The 14,420-nt window shown below is 70.9% G+C and carries 11 protein-coding genes and 3 pseudogenes; 6 read left to right on the top strand and 8 right to left on the bottom strand.

Going from position 1 to position 14,420, the window contains the following annotated elements; genetic code table 11:
• Positions 1-370: 370 nt before the first annotated feature.
• The 3 genes from ACFYR3_RS07495 to ACFYR3_RS07505 form a co-directional block, all read right to left on the bottom strand.
• A complete protein-coding gene (locus tag ACFYR3_RS07495) occupies positions 371-1,111 on the bottom strand; it encodes a rhomboid family intramembrane serine protease (RefSeq protein WP_355840093.1) in 741 nt (246 codons plus the stop codon).
• A gap of 114 nt (positions 1,112-1,225) precedes the next feature.
• Positions 1,226-2,986: a DUF2264 domain-containing protein gene (locus ACFYR3_RS07500; RefSeq protein ID WP_389281948.1), complete on the bottom strand. Its 1,761-nt coding sequence runs from the start codon at positions 2,984-2,986 to the stop codon at positions 1,226-1,228.
• Positions 2,987-3,124: 138 nt separating this feature from the next.
• Positions 3,125-4,213 carry a rhamnogalacturonan acetylesterase gene (locus ACFYR3_RS07505; protein WP_355840091.1) on the bottom strand — a complete coding sequence of 363 codons (1,089 nt, stop codon included), beginning with the start codon at positions 4,211-4,213 and terminating at the stop codon, positions 3,125-3,127.
• Positions 4,214-4,522: 309 nt separating this feature from the next.
• Between ACFYR3_RS07505 and ACFYR3_RS07510 the strand changes: the two are divergent.
• Positions 4,523-4,741: pseudogene (locus tag ACFYR3_RS07510) on the top strand (rhamnogalacturonan lyase B N-terminal domain-containing protein); the annotation flags it as partial.
• 102 nt (positions 4,742-4,843) lie between these two features.
• Here ACFYR3_RS07510 and tnpA read toward each other — a convergent pair.
• The gene (tnpA, locus tag ACFYR3_RS07515; RefSeq protein ID WP_355840090.1) at positions 4,844-5,272 is read right to left on the bottom strand and encodes an IS200/IS605 family transposase; all 429 of its coding nucleotides are present in this window, start codon (positions 5,270-5,272) and stop codon (positions 4,844-4,846) included.
• 26 nt (positions 5,273-5,298) lie between these two features.
• Between tnpA and ACFYR3_RS07520 the strand changes: the two genes are divergently transcribed.
• The 3 genes and pseudogenes from ACFYR3_RS07520 to ACFYR3_RS07530 all read left to right on the top strand — a co-directional run.
• A complete protein-coding gene (locus ACFYR3_RS07520; RefSeq protein WP_389281950.1) occupies positions 5,299-6,579 on the top strand; it encodes an RNA-guided endonuclease InsQ/TnpB family protein in 1,281 nt (426 codons plus the stop codon).
• 98 nt (positions 6,580-6,677) lie between these two features.
• Positions 6,678-6,725, top strand: a pseudogene (locus ACFYR3_RS07525) (hypothetical protein); the annotation flags it as partial.
• Between the two features lie 61 nt (positions 6,726-6,786).
• Positions 6,787-7,107 (top strand): annotated as a pseudogene (locus ACFYR3_RS07530) (polysaccharide lyase family protein); the annotation flags it as partial.
• Positions 7,108-7,131: 24 nt separating this feature from the next.
• Here ACFYR3_RS07530 and ACFYR3_RS07535 read toward each other — a convergent pair.
• Together ACFYR3_RS07535 and ACFYR3_RS07540 are read right to left on the bottom strand one after the other, a co-directional pair.
• Positions 7,132-8,541 (bottom strand): RICIN domain-containing protein, encoded by a 1,410-nt coding sequence (locus ACFYR3_RS07535; protein WP_389282037.1) that lies wholly within the window; start codon positions 8,539-8,541, stop codon positions 7,132-7,134.
• Between the two features lie 166 nt (positions 8,542-8,707).
• Positions 8,708-9,661, bottom strand: coding sequence for a LysR family transcriptional regulator (locus tag ACFYR3_RS07540; protein ID WP_355840088.1), 954 nt, complete (start codon positions 9,659-9,661; stop codon positions 8,708-8,710).
• A gap of 108 nt (positions 9,662-9,769) precedes the next feature.
• On the opposite strand from ACFYR3_RS07540, the gene ACFYR3_RS07545 reads away from it, so the two are divergent.
• A complete protein-coding gene (locus ACFYR3_RS07545; protein WP_355840087.1) occupies positions 9,770-10,597 on the top strand; it encodes an oxidoreductase in 828 nt (275 codons plus the stop codon).
• A 46-nt stretch (positions 10,598-10,643) separates the two neighbouring features.
• Here ACFYR3_RS07545 and ACFYR3_RS07550 read toward each other — a convergent pair whose 3' ends face one another.
• On the bottom strand, positions 10,644-11,246 hold the full coding sequence (locus ACFYR3_RS07550; RefSeq protein ID WP_355840086.1) for a nitroreductase family protein: 603 nt from the start codon (positions 11,244-11,246) through the stop codon (positions 10,644-10,646).
• A gap of 267 nt (positions 11,247-11,513) precedes the next feature.
• Between ACFYR3_RS07550 and mmuM the strand changes: the two genes are divergently transcribed.
• Complete coding sequence (gene mmuM / locus ACFYR3_RS07555) at positions 11,514-12,443, top strand: homocysteine S-methyltransferase (RefSeq protein ID WP_389281953.1); 930 nt, start codon at positions 11,514-11,516, stop codon at positions 12,441-12,443.
• Positions 12,444-12,556: 113 nt separating this feature from the next.
• Here the strand turns inward: mmuM and ACFYR3_RS07560 are convergent, their stop codons facing one another.
• Complete coding sequence (locus ACFYR3_RS07560; RefSeq protein WP_355840084.1) at positions 12,557-14,311, bottom strand: carboxylesterase family protein; 1,755 nt, start codon at positions 14,309-14,311, stop codon at positions 12,557-12,559.
• Positions 14,312-14,420 lie beyond the last annotated feature (109 nt).

Consider the following 14,420-nt stretch of genomic DNA (forward strand, 5'->3'; position numbering starts at 1 on the left):
TTGCCCCCCGGCGGCTCATTGCCGCTTCTTGCCTCGACGGCCGTCGGGCCGCCCTCTTGCCGTGCGCCTGCCCGCCGCCTTCCCCCGGCGCGGAGCAAACGCGGCCACCGCTGCGTGCGGCGACGGCACGAGCAACCATTGTCGCGGGGCCGGTTACGGGTTCGGAAGAGTGACGGAAGGGCGTGAAGAAGCCTGGTGGGGAGCCAGACGGCGCACGGGAGATCGGGTGGTGAAGGTGAGGAGCAGAGCTATTTCGCACGCCCCGGCACACGCCCCCGCGCACGTCCTGGCCCTGGCATCCCGAGGACACGCATCGGCAGGCGGTGCGAACCGCGGCGCCGCGGGCCCGGCGGGAATTGTCGGACAGGCCCTAGAGCAGCCCCAGATCGCCCAGTTCCTTGTGCAGGTCCGCGCGCGGGTTGTCGGCGGCTGCTCCTGGGGCGCGGGGAGGGGCGACCCCCTTGCCGGCGTCGGAGTGGGTGGGCGGGAGGGTGCGTGGGTGGCGGTCCCGGAAGAGCCAGGCGCCTGCCAGGCCGCCGATCAGGCCTCCGAGGTGGCCGAGCCAGCTCACCCCCGGTGTCCCGGGTACGGCGACGGTGAGCAAATAGGCGAAGGACGCCGCCATGACGACACCGATCAGCGTGTCGATCAGGTGCCGGTCGAAGATCCCGCGGACCACGACATAGCCGAAGTAGCCGAAGATCAGACCGCTGGCACCCACGGTGTCCACGCTGCCTCGTTCGAAGAACCACACCACGAGCCCACTGCTCACCGCCACGAGCAGACTCAGCCCGAGGAAGCGGACCACACCCCGGTAGGCGGCGAGGAATCCGAAGACGAACAGCGGTCCGGAGTTGCTCTCGATGTGCGCCCAACTCCAGTGCAGGAAGGGCGCGCTGAGGATGTCGGGCAACGTACCGAAGTCGCCGGACACCACCCCGTAGTCCCGCGAGAGTGCGTAGCCGTCGGCGTAGTTGGCCAGTTGTACCAGCCAGACGATCACGAGGAATCCGAACATTACGAAGAAGGCCTTCCGCGCCTCCGCGATCATCTGCTCCGCGCCGACCGGTCCTCTGCCGCCCTGGACCCGACCTTCGTCCGACCCGCTCATGGCACGTTCCCCCTCCCCCGGCGGATCCCTTTCCGCCTCATTCCGAACTCTAGGGAGTCCCCGATGTGCCGTTGCCACTCGGGGCCCCATCTCCCCTGACTCGTCGTCGCGCCATCACCGAGGGACCCGAGGCCCCACCTTCCCGACGGGCAGAACCGTCGAGACCATCGAAACCGATGAGGCCGCCGGAACCTCGAAGCGGAAGCCCGCCGTTTCCCCCTCGGTCCAGGTCACCGTCAAGTCGTACGCTCCCGGTCTCCCGTCCTCGGGCGCCGCCACCCGTACGGACACCAGTTCCGTGAGCGGGAGGGGGGCCGGCTCGGCGGTCAGGCGGACGAGGACGACGAAGAGGGATGCGGCGTCACGGGTGACGCCCTCGCCCGCTCCCGACAGGCCGTGCACGGGCAGGAGTTCGGAGCGCGCGCCGTCCTGCGCGGCCCAGCCCGTGACCCGTACCGGCGTCCCGGGGGCCGCGCCCGACACCAGATGGGCTCGCACCTCCACGGCACCCCGCGCGACCACGAGGGAGGCGACCCCGACGCCCTCCGTCACGGTGTGCCGGGACGCCGCCCAGCCTTCCCCGACCCCCAAGGGCTCGATCCCCGTGCGGCTCGCGTCCGAACCGACGATCACGCTGTTGTCGTACGACGGCGAGGGCTCCGTCACCGTCGAGTAGGCGAGCCGCGTGTAGAAGGGGTCGTAGCGGACGTCCTCGCTGCCATGGTTGTGGAGGCGGACCAGGCCGTCCGAACTCGTCGACTGGAGAAGCCAGTTGGGCGGACCGATCTGGGTGACGGCGTCGGCGCGTTCCGCCGGGCCCGGTTCCTCCCTGGCGGTCCACACCTCGTGGTCCGGGGGCAGCAGCAGACCGACGAAGGCCTTGGCCGCCCAGTACGGCGAGGCGGGGCCGGAATAGTGCTGCAGGAACGCCTCGTCGGGGCCGCGCCAACCGAGCGTGAGGAGGCCGTTGTCGTCCACCGCGCCCCGGTCGAGGAAGTAGCGCAGGGCACCCGAGGCGAGGCGGCGGGTCTCGCCCGGGGACAAAGGTGTGCGACCGGTGAGCGCGCCCAGCCACAGGGGGGCGGTGGTCGCGAAGCGGTAGGTGAGCGACCGGCCTTGGAGCATCGGCGCGCCGTCGCCGCCGAACAGGCGGGCGTAGTCGGCGAGATGGGCCTCCAGTCGGCCGGCGTACAGGTCGAGCAGCCGGGTGTCGTCCGCCAGCCACGCGTGCAGCACCGGGTAGAGGTGCATCGCCCAGCCGTTGTAGTAGTCGAACTTGCGCCCGTGGCCGTCGGTGTACCAGCCGTCGCCGAGATACCACTGCTCGATGTGCTCCAGGCCGCGGTCGATCGCGGCGCGTGACGCCTCGGGTTCGTATCCGATCTCCTGGAGGAAGCCACCGACCGTCACCGGGAACAACTCCCAGTTGCCGGCCCAGGGTTCGGCCGTCAGCGCGTCGCCGAGCCACTCTGCGGCCCGCTGCCGTACGCCGTCGTCCAGGCGGTCCCACAGCAGCGGCCGGGTCAGCCGCAGCGCGAGCGCGATCGACGCGGCCTCGACGAGCGGCTGGCCGCGGTCCTCGACCCGGGGCCAGACGCCGGCCGTTCCGGCGGCGAGGCCCTCCGCGTACCGCTCCAGGACCTTCTCGTCACGGCGGAAGCCGGCCAGCAGCAGCGTACGGGCGTAGCCCTCCAGGCCGTCGGAGAGCCTGCCGGACGTGCTCGTGTGCCGTCCGGGGAAGTGGTAGAGGGCTCCGTCGCCGGTGGCGTACGGAGCGACCGCGGCGAGCAGGGAATCGGCGACCGCCTCCCAATGGGCGCGCGTGCAGCCGGTGTACGGGCTCAGGGAGCGGTCCTCGGAAGGGTCGGCGGGCATCACAGGGGCCTCCTGTCCGGGCTGTGCCCGGCGTCTCGCGTGCCCGGCGTCCGGGCACACTGGGCGTCTCGGCACGTCGGGCCTCCGGGGTGAGGGATACCTGGGGCGCCCCGGTTCCGGTCGGGACGCCCCAGGTGCTCATCCCACCCTCACCAGGCCCTTCGGCACCAGATGCAGGGCGAGGAGTTCGTCGCGGACCAGGGCCGCGTACACCGTGGCGCCGTGCACCGAGGTGTGGGTGTTGTCGCGCTTCTCGTTGTAGAGGTAGATCGCCTTCGAGCCCTCGACGCCGAGTGATTCGACGAGGGCCTTGGTCTTCGCCGTGAGGTCGATGAGCGGCACGTTCTCGGCGGCGGCGACCGAGCGGATGACGGCCGGATGATCCACGCCCAGGCCGTTCACCAGCAGCGCGGTGCCGTTGTTCAGGGTGCCGTCCGCGTTGAACCAGCGGCGGACGATCGGCGTGACGAGGACGGGTTCGCCGCCCCGCGCGCGGACGCCCGCGACCAGCGTCTCGAGGTTCGTACGGTACGTCGCCTCGTCGGTCGTCTTGTCGTTGTGGGCGAGCTGGATGAGCACCAGGTCGTGCGGGCGGATCAGCGGCTGGACGGTCGGGAAGAGCGCCGGGTCGGCGAGGTAGGTGACCGTACTCTCCCCGGAATCGGCGTAGTTGGCGACGGAGAGACCCTTCCTGAAGTACTGCGGCAGTTGCTGGCCCCAGCCGGAGTACGGGTCGCCGGGCTGGTCGCAGACGGTCGAGTCGCCGACCAGGAAGATCTGCCGGGTGCGTGTACGGCCGTCCCCCGGCCGGGCGGAGCCGAATCCCCGGAGGGCGGCCGGGGTCACCCGGATGTCGGCCAGGGCGGGCGCCGAACCGCCGAAGACGAGATCCAGGCCCGGAGTGCCCTCGGGGCCGGTCGGCTCGCCCTCGGGGGTACGGACGTTCACGGTGAAGCCGCGCGCCACGGGCCGGCCGGCCTCGGTGACGGTCTCGGGGAGCAGGGAGCGGCGGGTCTCGCCGCTGATGGACGTACTGGCCGCGGTGGCGCCGCCGAGCAGCACCCTGACGTCGTACGTGCCCGGCGGGACGTCGAAGTGGCAGGCGGTCGCCGTGCAGTTCTCCGCGCCCAGGACGGGGCGCCCCGGGCGGGCCTGGGCCGGGCCGGCCGACAGCACACCGGCGGCGGCCACCGCCAGCAGCGGCACGGCGATGGTGAGACGTCTCATGTGCGGCTCCTCCAACGGGACGACGGACGACGGTGGGACGGCAGGACTACAGACGGGACTGCGACGACGGAACTGCGCGGCGAGGAAGAGAGCGGGGCAAGCGACAGAGCGGGGCGAGCGAGAGAGCGGCAGGACCTGGCGGCAGGACGGTACCGCTCATGGGCAAGCGCTTACTAGAGGTCGGCCGAATTTCACACAACTGCCAACTTCCGACTGGCGAAAGCTCTTTCGCGATCGCGGTTCGACTGTCACTCTGCGAAACACCCGCACCCCCACCCCCCACCTCCCCACCCCGAAGGAGGCACCCCCATGTCCGGATCCCTGAACCGGCCGGTCCGACGCCGCGCCTTCGTGCTCGGCGGCGCCGCCGTCGCCGGCACCACCGCCCTCGCCGGGCCGCTGGCGATCGCCGCGTCCGCCGCGGCCTCCGGCTGGAGCGACGACGGTTCGAACTACGTCGTCGACACCGGCGCGAACCTCGTCCTCAAGGTGAGCAAGACCAACGGCGACCTGACCTCGCTGGTCTACCTCTGATCTTGCGCAGTGCTCCGTCCTTTAGGGCGGGGGTGAGGCGCATCCTTGGTACGGAGGCGCGAAGCGCCGGAGTTCTCTGCGGCTGGGTGGTGACGGTCAGGCGGGTCGCTGCTGGTTCTCCATGTACTGGCGGACGACGGTGAGCGGTGCGCCGCCGCATGATCCGGCGAAGTAGGAGCCGGACCAGAAGTGTCCGCCCCACAGGTACCGGCGGACATGCGTGTCGTACTCCTGGCGGAGTCTGCGCGAGCTGACGCCCTTGAGGGAGTTGACCAGCTTGGAGAGCTGGACTTTGGGCGGGTAGTGCACGAGCAGGTGGACGTGGTCCTGTTCGCCGTTGAACTGTTTCAGCTCGGCCTCGAAGTCGGCGCAGACCTCCCGCATGATCTCTTCGGTGCGGGTCAGCATGGCGTCGGTGAATGCCTTCCGCCGGTACTTCGTGACAAAAACCAAGTGAACGTGCAGGTTGTAGACGACGTGACGTCCGGTGCGTACGTCAGGATTCGGATTCCAGCGCGGCGACATAAACCAACTGTAGTAGAGTAGCTACCGTGAGTGAGCGCGGTCTGGCGAAGCGGCAGTTCGGGCACCGTGCCCGGCTTGCGCTGTCGCCTGCGGAGGTGCTGAAGACAGACGACCAGGCGCACGCCGCCCGCACGATGTGGAACTGTCTGCACGCGTGGTGGCAGATGATGCCGAAGGAGAAGCGGACGCTCGCGAACGCGGACGCCGCGATCCGACAAGCCCGCAAAGACATCGACTTCCTCGCAGTCCTCCCCGCCCAGGCCGCGCAAGCGGTCCTCAAGACGTACTTCCAGGCATGGAAGAACTGCTGGGACGGGCGGGCAGACGCACCGAACTTCAAGGGCCGGTTGCGGTCGGTGATGTCGGTGGACGTTCCGCAGGGCCGGGACCTGAACATCGTCCGCGTGCACCGACGCTGGGGCATGGCCAGTATTCCCAAGGTGGGCCGGGTCCGTTTCCGTTGGACCAAGGACCTGCCGGTAGGCAAGCACGCAGGCGCGGAGAACCGGATCACGGGGGCCCGGCTGGTCAAAGACGCGCTCGGATGGCACATCGCCTTCCGCGTCCAGACCCTTGAGATCAAGCCCGAACCCCACACCGGCCCCGAAGTCGGTATCGACGTCGGGATCAACGTGCCCATCGCCCTCTCCGACGGCGAAACCTACGAGCACGGCGAGTGGCTGACCGCCAAGGAGAAGGCCAGGCTCCTGCACCTAGAGCAGTGCGCCGCGCAGCGTAAGCGGCACCGCAGGCCCGGCGAGCGCACCAGCCGCCGGCTGCACCGCACCTACGACCAGATCGCGGGACTTCGCGCGAAAGCCAAGCGCCGGGCCCTGGACTGGCAGCACCGTACGACCACCGTCATCGCCAGGCAGTACGGCACCGTCGTGGTCGAAGCACTCGCCATCACGAACATGGTCAAGTCCGCCAGGGGCACCGTCGAGGAGCCGGGAAAGAACGTGGCCCAGAAGTCCGGTTTGAACCGCTCCATCAGCGGCGAAGCGTGGGGCTGCACGGTCACCATGCTGACCTACAAGACCGCCAGGCATGGCGGCACCCTCCATCAGGTACCGGCCCCCAACACATCCCGGCGATGCTCCGCATGCGGTTTCATCACGCCCGGGAGCCGGGAGAGCCAGGCCGTGTTCGTGTGCAAGAACCCGAACTGCGGCTGGTCGGGCAACGCCGACCACAACGCGGCCCGGAACGTCTTGTACCTGTACCGGACGGGCCTCGCGCTCGTCCCAGCTGCCGGGAGGGCAGTCGTCAGGCGCACCCGTGGCGTCAAGCCCGCTGCCGCAAGGTAAGCAGGAATCTCCCGGCTTCAGCCGGGAGAGCACTTCAAAAGGGCACCGAGTACCAGGGCTACGGCGGCAAGAACTCGCACGTCGAGTCCGGCCTCGGCACCTCCACCGCGACGATCACGCAGTCCGGCAGGACGATCCTTGTGTCCGTCGCCTACGGCACGCTCAAGCACTACTACGCGGCCCGCAGCGGTGAGAACAACGTCTACGCTGACGGCCGCGCAGGCCGCCGCCGCGCACACCCTGCGGATCGGGGTGACCACCGCCTACGCGAACGGCCGACCGCAGGTCACGGTCAACAGCTGGGTGTCGGCGATCCCTTCACCGCCCACCCAGCCGAGCACCCGTTCCCTGACGGTCGGTTCGTATCGTGGCAACAACAACACGTTCACGTACAGCGTCCCGGCCAGTGCCTGGCTCACCGACACCAGCCAGTACAACGTGCTGAAGATCGACGTGGTGAGCGGTTCGGGGACCACGTCGTATCTCAGCGCCGGCACGTCGGTCGACGCGCTGGACCTGCTGGCATGAAGCCGGTGTCGGTGATGCGGGAACTCAAGTGCCGCGTGTCCACTGCTGATTGGTGCCCGCGTTGCAGGTGTACGTGATGAGGGGTGCCGAGTTGGCGGTGGACGCGCCGGACACGTCCAGGCACTCGCCGGACGCCCTGGCCTTGAGAAGCACATAGCTGCCGGAAGCCGTCACCGACCACTGCTGGGTGGTGGCGCCGGCGCAGCTCTCCTGGGTGACGCCGGTGGCGTTCTCGGTCAGGCACAGGGAACTGCCCCGGCCCATCAGCTCGTAGTAGCCGCTGCCCAGGGACTTGAACCAGAACCTCTGGTTCGCTCCGCCGTTGCAGGTGTACTGGGCGAGCGCGACCCCCTGCCACAGCGACTGGTTGGGCACGTCCGCGCACTTGGCGGAGTGACGGGCCGTCAGGGACTCGTAGGTGGCGCTCGTCCCACCGATGGTCCCGGTGGTCGTGTCGACCGTGATCTCCGGGGACCAGGACAGGGACATCGTGGTCGTCGTCGGGAAGGCGACCGGCAGCCAGACGTACCGGGAGTCGTCGACGGTGCCGCCGAAGGAGTCGCCCCAGCGGTCGCCCATGTAGAGGTACGAGGTGCCCGAAGTCCCCTGCACGGGAAGGACGTACGCGGTCTGCGAGCCGTACGCCGCGGAGTCGCCGACGTTCGTCATCGCGGTCCAGGGGCCGGCGAGCGACGTGGCGGTGGCGTACTGCTGCTGGTTGGGGCTCCAGCGGGTGGCGGCCGAGGTCAGCATGAAGTAGACGCCGCCCCGCTTGAACAGCGCGGGTGCCTCACGGTGTCCGCCGTGCCAGGGGTCGGCGACCAGGGCCGCGATGCCGGTGTAGTCGGCGGTGAGCCGGTAGATCTGGAGGTCGTAGTTCTCGCGGGCGGCGGAGACCATGTAGCCGGTGCCGTCGGTGTCGACGAAGGTCGTGATGTCACGGGACATGTACTGGCCGAGCGGCTGGAAGCTGCCCTGGTACGAGTAGGTGCCGTCCACCGTGTCCGAGACGGCGACGGCGGCCCGCGCCTCGCTGTAGTCGACGCCGTTCTCCTTGTGCATCCACATGACGAACTTGCCGGTGGACGCGTTGTACATCACCTTGGGCCGCTCGATATAGGCCGTGCCCAGCTCGGCGGCGCTCGACCGGGTCAGGACGTGGTTGCGGAACTCCCAGTTCTTCAGGTCGGTGGAGCGGTAGGCGTCGACGTACTTGAAGGTGTTGTCGGCGTTGCGGTTCTCACCGAACCAGTAGTAGTAGGTGCCCACCTTGACGACCCCGCCGCCGTGCGCGTGCACCGCGGCTCCCGAAGTGTCAGTGAACCGGGTGCCGTTGATGATGGTCTGGGGCGCTGCCTGGGCGGGCCCGGCGGCGAGGAGTCCACCGGCGACCGCCAGGCAGAGGGCGACAAGGAGGGCGTACACGCGTCTCACGTTGCTCGTACCGCTCACGCGGCTCGTATAGCTCATGCGGCTCATGCGGCTCATGCGGCTCATGCGGCTCATGCGGCTCATGCGGTGACCGTCCGTCCGGTATGCCGAACATTATCTGCGATTACGAACGCTGCCGCCGAAAAAGTAAGCGCGTACTACGGCGAGGTCAACGGGGCGGACGGGACTGGTCCTTCGGGGTGGGGCTCGTGGGCCGGCCCGGGTGGTGCCCCGAGGCGAGACGGCTCGCTTCGGCGTAGGCCCGGACCAGTGGGCGCCGGTCGTCCGCGCGCCAGGCGAGCGCCAGTCTGCTCGGCGCGATGCCGAGCACCGGGCGGGTCACGACACCGCCCCGGGTGAGCAGCGGCGCGTTCCCGGCGGCGAGCAGGCAGACACCCCGGCCGTCCACCAGGGCTTCGTAGGTCTCGTCGGCGCTCGCGGCCTCGGCGCCGATCCGAGGCGGGCGCCCGGCGCGGTCGTCCAGGGCGAGCCAGTACGCGCGCAGCACACCGGCGGACTCGGGGATGGCGATGAACGGTTCGTCGAGGAGGTCCGCGAAGTCGATCTCCGCACGGTCCGCGAGGGGGTGCGTGTCCGGCAGTGCGACATGGCGCGGCTCCTCGGCCACCACCACCCACGCGTAGCGCTCCTCTTCCGGCAACGGCAGCCACACGAATGCGACATCCACCGAACTGTCCGCGAGTCCGGCGCTGGAGTCCGCCCAGCTCACCTGCCGCAGTTCGATCCTGGCGGCCGGACACGCCTCACCGAACCGGGACCGGATGGCCGGCAGCAGACCGCCCCGCCCCGGGCTCGTGCTCATGCCGACGACCAGGGTGGCCAGTTGATCGGCCTTGGCCCGCTCCACGGCCTCTGCCGCGGCGGCCCACTCGTCGAGCACCCGGCGCGCATGCGGCAGCAGCGCGGCACCCACGACGGTCAACCGCACGCCCTGGTGGTCCCGTTCGAACAGATCGGCGCCCAACTGCCGTTCCAGCATGCGGATCTGTTTGCTGAGGGCGGGCTGCGAGATGAAGAGGCGCTCGGCGGCGTGTGTGAAGTGCAGTTCCTCGGCGACGGCGACGAAGTAGCGCAGGTCCCGCCCGTGAACGTCCATGACCATAACCATGGGTTATCACGAAGGGTCTTGGACAGGCGAGTGGGCGCGGGGCGAGGCTCGACTCGTCGGAAGCGGGACGCCCGTACGAAGGAACGGTTGAGGGAGTCGGACATGAGCAAGGTGTGGCTGGTCACGGGTGCGAGCAGCGGTTTCGGCCGGGCGTTCACCGAGGCAGCGGTCGGGCGGGGCGACGTCGTGGTGGCCACGGCCCGCAGGCCCGAGGCGCTGGCCGATCTGGTGGCGGCTCACCCCGACCAGGTGGAGGCGCTCGCCCTCGACGTGACGGACCCGGCGGGCATCGACTCCGTCGTGGCCGATGTCGTCGAGCGGCACGGTCGGATCGACGTGCTGGTCAACAACGCGGGCCGCACCCATGTCGGCGCCGCCGAGGAGACCACGGACGCGGAACTGCGGTCCCTTTTCGAGCTGCACTTCTTCGGGCCCGCCGCACTGGTACGGGCCGTGCTGCCGCACATGCGGGAGCGGCGCTCGGGGACGATCGTCCAGATGAGCAGCATGGGCGGGCAGATGACGTACCCGGGATTCTCCGCGTACTGCGCCACGAAATTCGCGCTGGAGGGCTTCTCCGACGCGCTGGCGGCCGAGGTCGGGCCGCTCGGCGTCAAGGTGCTGATCGTCGAGCCGGGAGCGTTCCGTACGAACCTGATGGGAGCGGCCGGCACGAGCGAGGAGATCACCGACTACGCGGACACGGTCGGCCCGACCCGGCGGGCCGTGGCCGCCGGGGACGGAGACCAGCCCGGCGACCCCGCGAAGGCCGTGGCCGTGGTTCTGGCCGCCCTCGCCGACGCCCGCACTCCGCTGCGACTGCCGCTCGGCGGCGACGGGGTGGACGCCGTCCTCGGTCACCTGGACGCCCAGCGCGCGGAGATCGCGGCCTGGGACAAGGCCGCGCGGGACACGGCGTTCGCGATGTGAGACGCCGGCGAGGGACAGAGTTCGACCGCGGTGATCCGCAGTCCCGTCAGCTGTGCAGGCCCCAGTGCCCCCGGTGGACGACCTCGGCGGCCCCACGCCGGCGTTCCGCGATACGGAAGCCCTGCGGGGGAACGTCGTCCGCCCGGTGGCCGACCGTGATGCCGCCGATCGGCGCGTACTCGTCGGGGACCCCGAACTCGGCGCGGAAGGGCTCCAGATGCTCGGGCATGATTCCGAAGAAGCAGGCGTCGAGTCCTTCGTCCACCGTGCTGAGCAGCATCATGAGGGCGGCCATCCCCGTGTCGATGTACCAGTACGGGGCGGGCCAGCGGGCCTCCGCGCGGTCCTCCCAGCCCTTGTCGGGTTCGGCGTAGCGCTCCAGATAGGCCGCTCTGTGGGCGAGCGGCACGACGACCAGCGGGGCGTCCTGCATGGTCGGCGTCTGCTCGGTGCGGGTGGGGACGAATGGCCAGAACCGGGCGCGGTCGGCGGGGTCGGTGAGCGCCAGGAACGCCCAGCCCTGGGAGAAGCCGGCAGACGGGGCCCGCAGCGCGGAGGCGAGGATTCTCTCCACCGCCTCGGGGGCCAGCGGTTTGTCGGAGTAGTGCCGGATCATGCGCCGGCGACGGACCACCTCGGAGAATTCCATGTCGCCTGATCCTGCCAGGGGCCGGGCCGGAGGCGGCCGGGAGCCGTCCGGATCAGGCCTCGCGGACCGACGGACCGACGGACCTGTGGATCGACCGACCTGTGGATCGACGGACCTGTGGATCGCCGGACCGAGCGTTGTCGCGGCTCCGGTGCCACGAGCGGCGCCGGGCAGCCGGGCAGGCCGCCTGCATCTCATTGCGCGGGACGGCCGCTCAGCAAGTGGACGGGGCCGGGCGTGGCACCCCGTTTCGGCTAGCGTCAGGACATGGCCAGCGACAACGCCCTCACCTTCGCCGCCGCACTGTCCTCCGGCACGGTCGTACTGGACGGAGGCATGTCCAACCAGCTCGAAGCGGCCGGACACGACCTGAGTGACGCGCTGTGGTCCGCGCGGCTGCTCACTGACCGGCCCGAGGCGATCGTCGATGCGCATCTCGCGTACTACGAGGCGGGCGCGGACGTGGCGATCACCTCCAGCTACCAGGCGACGTTCGAGGGATTCGCGCGGCACGGCATCCCGCACGAGCGGGTGGCCGAACTGCTCGGCCTGAGCGTCGAGCTGGCGCGCGAGGCCACTCGGCGCGCGCACGCGAAGGGCGTCGCGCGGCCCTTGTGGGTCGCCGCGTCGGTGGGCCCGTACGGAGCGATGCTCGCGGACGGTTCCGAGTACCGGGGGCGGTACGGACTGAGCGTCGCGGAACTGGAACGGTTCCACCGGCCTCGCCTGGAGGTGCTGGCCGCCGCCGCGCCCGATGTGCTGGCCCTGGAGACGGTCCCGGACACGGACGAGGCCCGGGCGCTGCTGCGGGGGGTGCGCGGGCTCGGCGTACCGGTGTGGCTGTCGTACAGCGTGGCCGGCGACCGTACGCGGGCCGGGCAGCCGCTGGAGGAGGCCTTCGCCCTGGCCGCCGAGGCGGACGAGATCGTCGCGGTCGGGGTCAACTGCTGCGCCCCCGAGGATGCCGACGCGGCGGTCGCCACGGCCACGCGGGTGACCGGAAAGCCGGTCGTGGTCTATCCGAACAGCGGCGAGGCCTGGGACTCCCGGGCCCGCGCCTGGACCGGCGGCTCCACGTTCACGGCCGCGCAGGTGGGCGAGTGGGAACGGGCGGGGGCCCGGCTGATCGGCGGGTGCTGCCGGGTGGGCCCGGAGGCGATCACGGGGATCACGGCGGCGCTGCGGCCCGCCGCGTAGGCCGGCGCGGCACCCCCGAGCGCCTGCGCGACACCCCGGTTCGCACCGGAGAGACCACGGCCGAGTCATGACCGCTCTCACGGCCGATCTCCGGACCGATCTCACGGCCGACTTCAGGGCCGATCCCAGGGCCGCTCCGCGCCGCCCGAGCGGCGGAAGCGTCGTACGGCCGACAGCGGCGTCGTGATGCGCGCGGAGGGCTCGACGGGCGGGAGCGACGTGGGCGCTCCCGCCACCGAACCGGCCGGATCGTCCGCGGGCTTGGTTGCGGGCTTGACCAAGGACTTGTCGGCAGGCTTGGCCGCGGGGCTCGTCGCGGGCCTGGCCGCCGCTCTGGCCGATTCGGCTTCCCACAGGGCGAGTTCGCGGTCTCGCGGACCGTGCACGGTGTGCGGGTCACCGGCGCCGAAGATCCGGACCGGGTGCGAGTCGTCCCAGGCGGCCCACCCCGGGTCGCCGTCGACCGCGAACCGCACCCACGCGCCGTGCATGGCGTCCGCCAGCTCCTGCGGGGCGCCCTCGCCCGCGAGCTTCGCCGACTCCGGGGTGCCCGCGGTGTCGAAGACGAAGCCCAGCTCCAGGGCGTGACAGGCACCTAGGCCGGGCACGTTGGACGGCCAGGCGAACTCGTAGACGTGCGCGGAGGCCCGTCCCCCGCCGGGGACGTCCGCGTCGAGGGACGCGGTGGGCCGGCCACTGCGCGCCTCGGCGAGGCGGTGCAGCGGGACCCGTAGGAGATGGTCGGTGATCATCTGGCCCACGAGATCGGCGGTGCCTCCTTCCGGGTGGATGGCGCGGTAGCCGCGTGGCACCTCGTGGCCGCAGTGGCAGCGGGCCATTGCACCGGCCAGGGCGACCGGACCGAGCCGGTCGACGCGTTCCAGGAGCCCGCCCGGTACGAGCCACAGCCGGTACTCGTCACGGGTCCAGCCGAGCAGGAGGCCGACGTCCGGCGCGGCGCCCTCGACGAGGGCCTCCAGCGGGTCGCGCGGCACGAGGTCGCCGTCGACGACGATGCCGAAGGCGGGGCCACCGAGCACCGGGCTGCTGAGTCTGCCCACATCGGCCTGGGTGCGCAGGAGCAGGTCGCGGTCGACGGCGGCGAACGCCTCCGCCGTCGCGGGGATCTTCAGCCGGGTGGCCATCCTGCGCACCATCCGGCGCACCTTGTCGCGGTCACTCGCCTCGGGCGGCCCGCTCTGCAGGACCGCCCGGTGGAACAGTCCCTGGGCGGGCGGGCTCGCGAGCAGCGCGCCGATGCTGATGGCTCCGGCGGACTCGCCGAAGACGGTCACCCGGTCGGGGTCGCCGCCGAACCGGGCGACGGACTCCCGTACCCACTCCAACGCGGCGAGTTGGTCGCGCAGCCCGGGGTTGGCGGGCGCGTCCGGAAAGAGGCCGTAACCCTCCACACCCAGGCGGTAGTTGACGGACACGAAGACCACGCCGTCACGGGCGAAGGCACGCCCGTCGTACACGGGAACGGCCGAGGAGCCGCGGGTCAGGGCTCCGCCGTGGATCCACACCATGACGGGGAGCCGGGCGCCGGGGCCCGGCGCAGGGGTCCACACGTTCAGGTTGAGGCAGTCGTCGCCGGGCACGACGGGGTCGGCGAGGAGCCGGGCGAAGGCTTCGGAGTACGGCGGCTTCGGCGGCGTCGGCCCGAACGCGCCGGCGTCCCGGACCCCGTCCCAGGGCTCGGGGGGCACGGGCGGGCGGAAGCGGCGGGCGCCGCAGGGCGGGGCTGCGTACGGGATGCCCCGGAAGACCGCGATCCCGTTCTCGTACCGGCCGCGCACCGCCCCGTACGGGGTTGCGACCACCGGGTCCCTCGTCCCGGCCACCGGATCCATCGTGTCCACCGCCATCCGGGACCAGCTCCTCACCGTCGCGAGTCGTAAAGATCAGAGCACCACATCACTTCCCGGTATTCCTGCGGATGTCCCCCGTTCGGCCGATATCGCCGTGCGGCAAGGT

The sequence above is a fragment of the Streptomyces sp. NPDC005784 genome (genome assembly GCF_042871525.1).
Classification (GTDB): Bacteria; Actinomycetota; Actinomycetes; order Streptomycetales; family Streptomycetaceae; genus Streptomyces.